This window comes from Anaerococcus sp. HMSC075B03 (assembly GCF_001815585.1).
Classification (GTDB): domain Bacteria; phylum Bacillota; class Clostridia; order Tissierellales; family Peptoniphilaceae; genus Anaerococcus; species Anaerococcus vaginalis.
Window position 1 is genome coordinate 1 of the sequence record NZ_KV821205.1, and the last position, 4,826, is coordinate 4,826.

Consider the following 4,826-nt stretch of genomic DNA (forward strand, 5'->3'; position numbering starts at 1 on the left):
TTACAAAAGAAAATATAAAACTGCTGGTAAATCTTGGTATGAGAATGAACAGGCAAAGCGTGGTACTTCTTGGAAAAGTAGACTTCAATTTGACATTTACAGAATGATTAAACAGTCTAAGGATTGGGATGATTTTCTAAAGAAAATGGCTGATCTTGGCTATCAAATTAAGTATGGCAAACACATTGCTTTTAAACCGAAAGATAAGCTGAGATTTATAAGATCTAAAACAATCGGAGAAGATTATACTGAAGAAAGGTTAAAAGAACGCATTGCAGAAATATCGTCTATTAAAACCCCTGCTGTCAAAAAACGCATTGGCAATGTTATTGATATGAACACAAATGTTAAAGTAAAAGAAAGCAAAGGCTATGAATATTGGGCAACCAAACATAACATTAATACAATGGCTGAGTCTGTTATCTTCCTCAGAGAACAAGGTATTAAATCCGTTAAGCAACTTGATGAGTACATCCAAAAAGCAGCTGATGAAAGGCAAAATATACAAGAGAAAATCAAGGCTATTGATAAGGAAATGCAGAAGCTTTCTACCACTATGGAACAAGTTCATACCGTTAAAAAACACAGAGCGTGCTACAAGGAATATACTGCTAATCCGTCTGACAAGGCATTTTTTGAAGAGTACAAAGCTCAGATTACCCTATATGAAAATGCTCTCTCAGAGCTTAAAAAATCCTATTCCAAGCTCCCAAATTCAAAGGATATTTTAGCTGAGCTTGATAAATTACAAGAAAAAAAGAACACCCTTATGCAAGAGTATTCTTCCTCAAAATCCACTATGGACGAGCTTTATAAGATACTAAAAAATTACGGAATTTATATGGGTAAGGAGATGGAGAGATGATATATTTGTTTCTCTCCAAAATATTATTGACAATCTCTCTTTCCCTTTAACTAAGCTTAAAAATTTAAAGCTTTTTTTAATAGATCATACTCATAGTCCAATAATATATTTTTCAAAATTTTAATATTTTGGCTCAACCATGGTATTATTTCCACATTATCATTATATGTTTTATTATCTTTTTTGAATTGAACTTCTATTTTTTTTATTCCTGATGATGGCACTCCAAAATCTATCAAAAATCTAAAATCTTCACCTATTTGCCCATTCTCTAATAATGAATTGAATATGCTATAATCTCCATAGTTACGATTGCTATTCTTTTCAAAAGTATATTTTTGAATAGAATCCAATACTGAAAGCAACTTCGGAATTTTATAATTCGCATCATTTCTAACAAACTTTAAAACGTCTTCAATAGCTTGTTCATGAAAATTCTTATTTGATCTTTTTTTTCTTAAGAATTCTTCCCTTTTAAAAATTGTTTCCTTTAATGATTTATTAATAATATCCAACGCCATTATAGCTTGAGACTTTGCAAACTTTTCACTATCATTATTGTCTAAATATTTATACGCCAAATAAAGTGTCCTCCATAATTCTTCATATGAAGGAATTCTACTCCACTTTAAATAAGATAAATTACCAATATTTAATCTAATATAATTGTATAATTTCTTCTGTCCTTCCACAGAAATTAGATTTTTTCTAATTATCGCCTGTAAATCTCCTGGTATTTCTGATTCCAACAGTTTTCTCCTATCTTTATCTTCAACATATTCATCAGGTATGCTGAATAATATCTCATCTGATATATTAGCTTGATCAACAAAAGGAACATCAATCGAAAATTCTTCAGGTTGCAATTCCTCATTAAATAAATAAACATTTCCAGTATAGTACTTTCCCATTCTGCCCGCTCTACCCTTAATATTAGCAAAGTCAAAAAAATCGATAGGATTACTTCCTTTATTTTGACTGTATATTAAGATATTCTTTGCAACAGTGTTCACGCCTTCTATTAACGACACAGTTGCAAACAAAATTGACAGAATTCCATTATTAAACATTTCAATTTCAGAAGACACTATATGTCGAGGTAAAGCCCCATTATGAGCTCCAATTCCATTCATCATAAGTTTTTTAAGTTTCCATTTTTCAGATATATTTTCATCCATCCATTCAAATACTGGTAAATTACTATTAGCAAAATTAGTAGGTTTTAAATAATTTATATATTCATTGGCTAATTTATACGCTTCATTTGGTGATTTTACATACACTATACTTGGTTCTTTTAGTTCTTTAAGTAATTTAAATAATTCTTTCTTTTTTTGGTTACTTTTCAGCGGTCTATTATTTTTACGAACTTCTATTATATTAGTATTAACCAATGAATAGTCTGTCTTAAAAAAAACAACATTATATCTTTCAATAAATCTGTCTGAAAGTGAATTTACACAAGGTGTTAAAAACAAGGCTTGAGGTTTATAATCCATTATTTTCATTATAGAAATATTTAAAGCATCTATTCTATCATCATTTCTTAAGTTACTAACTTTATAAAATTCGTCAACAATAAAAAAATCAATTTTAGGCAAACCTACATATTCAAGAACTCTTTCTGCCGTCAATATAAATATATTCCTATCAGTAGCTTTTTGTTTGGTGTTTATAACAATGTTGTAATAATTTAAATATTTACTCATGTTTTTTCTTGTTTCATCAATTAATGCAAGTGTAGGTTGAATTATTAAAATGTTATTATACTGTTTTCTGGCAACGAATTCTTCAATAAGAAGACTTTTTCCAAAACTCGTTGGAGCACTAACTGCAACATTTTTCTTTAAACTAACTGCCCTTTCAATTTCCTTTTGTTGCTCATGAAAATATATACCATTTAAAAAATCTGATTTAAAAAAAGCACTACGAACACTAGATTGCAAAGATTGATTATAATTTTCAATGCTTTCAATTTTATCAATATAATAAGGATAAAAACCAGCTCTTTCAATCAAATCCAACCATATGGATTTAGCATCATCATTAACTTGATCCCAATTTTCTAGTACATTTATCAAAAATTTCCTTGCATCAGTTTTGTCAATAATAGAAGTATAATATTTAGTACAATTCCAATTATATTCAAAATCTTTCAAATATTCAGCATTAAATTTAACACTATCATTCATATTTGCTGCCCTCCTTTTAATTTTTGATGAAGAGAAGATACAAATTCTCTCTTATCATCTAAAGGAAATGCCAACAAATAAACATTTAGATAATTTGCCCATGGGTGTTGACTTAATAAAGTATTCATTTTCTTATCTAATTTTTCTACTTCTTCCTTTAATGTTTTTTCGAAATTATCTTTATTAAAGTTGACTAAGCTATTACTTTCAAATGCAGCAAACAAACATACATTAATATCTGCTAATTTATTGAGAGTTTTCGTATTAGGATCCAACAATTTTAAAATATAATCGTCACAATCAATTTTAGAGTCGTGTATTCTATTTGTAATAATTTGAAATTCACTATCTAGAAAATTAACATTAAAATGATTTACTACATCGTTTGCAAGTTCATTAATTGCTGTAGATGAATTTTTATATAGTTTGGATTCTCCTAGCCATATAATTTTTTTATTGGTATCTACATGAACTGCATCAAAACCATGTGCCACACTACCAGCGCTATCTTTAAAATATATTTTAGAAATCAATGCATCTGCTCCAAAATACTCGTGTAAAAGATGGTATAATAATAATTCACCAAATTCACCTCTTTTGATATATTTATCTTCTGTAGATGTAGAGTCCAAATATTCTCTACTAGCTTCCTGAATTTCTTTAATAGAATATATTTTCTTCATAGCTTCTCTTACAGTTGGAACCAAGCCTATTTCATCTTTTTTCTTATTCATTACATCTGTTCCAAAAGCAAAAGCAGGAATATCATCAAATAATTCATTATAAAATTTGTCTTTTACTTGACCATAGCCATTATCAAGTAAATCAAAACTTATATAGTAAATATGCAATTTATTATTGATTTCTATATTATTTGAATGCTTATGACTCATTTTTTCTCCCTTCTATTTTTATTTAATCTATACTTTAATAATTTATAGCCAATCTAATACTTATCTTTACCAGTGGAGTATCGCACTATAATTAATCACTCAAATTTGATCTATTTTCAATATTTACACATTCAAAAATTTCTTTAATATCACAATCCAAAGCACTACAAATTCTAAGCAAAACATCCGTAGTTACATTTTGCCCATTTTTTATTTTATAAAATGTATTTTTACTTACTTTTGCCTTTTCCATCAATTCATTATTTGTCATATCTAAATCAATGAGTTTTTTAAATAATCTTTTATAACTAAAAATTCTCTATATACCCTACATTGAAAACTAATATTTATTATATTATACCATTAAATGTCGGTTTAATATAAAAACGTTCTCATTAAAATGCATTTAAGTTTTTAAAAAAAGAAGCAGAATAATTCCACTTCTCTAATCACTTAATATTTCCTTGTCTGTAATATTCCAAACAGTGTCTGCTGGAATATTACAGCTCACTAACCCTATTTGAAATAATTGTAACTACATCAACAACCTTATCAAAGGTCAAATCTCCAATGTACTTATTTTCACTTAGATATACTTCCCACAAGGATCTTAGGTATGAATCTTCTTTTATGTCCTCGATTATTTCCTCATAGTCTTGCATTTCCTCCTGACTTCCTCTTTTGTCGGAAGTTCTTTCTATTGCTTCTTTTAAAATTTTATAATCTATCTCATCTTTTTTTAATTTATAGAGGGTGTATAGGTCGTAAAAGTCTCTCATTCGTGTTGTTGTTATATTTCTTCTGATTATGGATTCATATTTTTCTGCGAGAATTGTTTCTAATGGATATGCCATTATTTTTATATTTTCTTTGCTA

Annotated in this window: 4 protein-coding genes and 1 pseudogene; 1 reads left to right on the plus strand and 4 read right to left on the minus strand. The window is 28.1% G+C overall.

What is annotated here, in order from left to right; translation table 11 throughout:
- Positions 1–865: pseudogene (locus HMPREF3045_RS08135) on the plus strand (relaxase/mobilization nuclease domain-containing protein); the annotation flags it as partial.
- 56 nt (positions 866–921) lie between these two features.
- Here HMPREF3045_RS08135 and HMPREF3045_RS08140 read toward each other — a convergent pair.
- The 4 genes from HMPREF3045_RS08140 to HMPREF3045_RS08155 form a co-directional block, all read right to left on the minus strand.
- Positions 922–3,057 (minus strand): DEAD/DEAH box helicase, encoded by a 2,136-nt coding sequence (locus HMPREF3045_RS08140; RefSeq protein WP_068370159.1) that lies wholly within the window; start codon positions 3,055–3,057, stop codon positions 922–924.
- Positions 3,054–3,950: a HamA C-terminal domain-containing protein gene (locus HMPREF3045_RS08145; RefSeq protein WP_068370156.1), complete on the minus strand. Its 897-nt coding sequence runs from the start codon at positions 3,948–3,950 to the stop codon at positions 3,054–3,056. The genes HMPREF3045_RS08140 and HMPREF3045_RS08145 overlap by 4 nt, the downstream gene beginning before the upstream one ends.
- A gap of 91 nt (positions 3,951–4,041) precedes the next feature.
- A complete protein-coding gene (locus tag HMPREF3045_RS08150) occupies positions 4,042–4,266 on the minus strand; it encodes a helix-turn-helix domain-containing protein (RefSeq protein WP_257244392.1) in 225 nt (74 codons plus the stop codon).
- Positions 4,267–4,450: 184 nt separating this feature from the next.
- Positions 4,451–4,826, minus strand: a 376-nt coding sequence (locus HMPREF3045_RS08155) for a nucleotidyl transferase AbiEii/AbiGii toxin family protein (protein ID WP_143269988.1), incomplete at its 5' end; no start/stop codon positions are given.

Bases quoted from the DNA above. Each gene is read 5' to 3' on its own strand.
- HMPREF3045_RS08140 (WP_068370159.1), bottom strand. From the start codon at position 3,057: ATGAATGATAGTGTTAAATTTAATGCTGAATATTTGAAAGATTTTGAA.
- HMPREF3045_RS08145 (WP_068370156.1), bottom strand. From the start codon at position 3,950: ATGAGTCATAAGCATTCAAATAATATAGAAATCAATAATAAATTGCAT.